The sequence below is a fragment of the Streptomyces narbonensis genome (assembly GCF_014649015.1).
GTDB lineage: Bacteria > Actinomycetota > Actinomycetes > Streptomycetales > Streptomycetaceae > Streptomyces > Streptomyces narbonensis.
The window spans coordinates 1-571 of record NZ_BMSF01000172.1 but is presented as its reverse complement, the minus strand read 5'-3'; the positions used below and the strand labels follow the sequence as shown (position 1 = coordinate 571).

Sequence of the window (571 nt, the reverse complement as noted above, 5' to 3'; positions counted from 1 at the left end):
TTCGTCGAGGTCAGCGCCCACCCCGTCCTCACCATGGCCCTCCCCGACACCGTCACCGGCCTCAGCACCCTCCGCCGCGAGGACGGCGGCCAGGAGCGTCTGGTCACCTCGCTCGCCGAGGCGTGGGTCAACGGGCTCCCCGTGGCGTGGGCCTCCCTCCTGCCCGCCGCGAGCGCCGCGACGCCCGCCCGCCCCGGCCTGCCCACCTACGCCTTCCAGCCCGAGCGCTACTGGCTGGAGGTCACTCCCCCCGCCCTCGCCCCCGGCGACGACTGGCGCTACCGCATCGCCTGGAAGCGGCTCCCGCTCACCGAGGGCACCGAGCGCGCCGGCCTGTCCGGCCGCTGGCTCGCCGTCACCCCCGAGGAGCACTCCGCGCGGGCCGCCGCCGTGCTCACCGCGCTGGTCGGTGCCGGGGCGCGGGTCGAGGTGCTGACGGCCGGGGCGGAAGACGACCGCGAGGCCTTCGCCGCCCGGCTCTCCGCGCTGACGGCCGGCGGCGAGTTCGCCGGTGTCGTCTCGCTCCTCGACGGGCTCGTGCCGCAGGTCGCCTGGGTGCAGGCGCTCGGCG

Annotated in this window: 1 pseudogene; it reads left to right on the top strand. The window is 77.8% G+C overall.

From position 1 onward, the window contains the following. Positions 1 to 571 (top strand): annotated as a pseudogene (locus IE124_RS35475) (hypothetical protein); the annotation flags it as partial.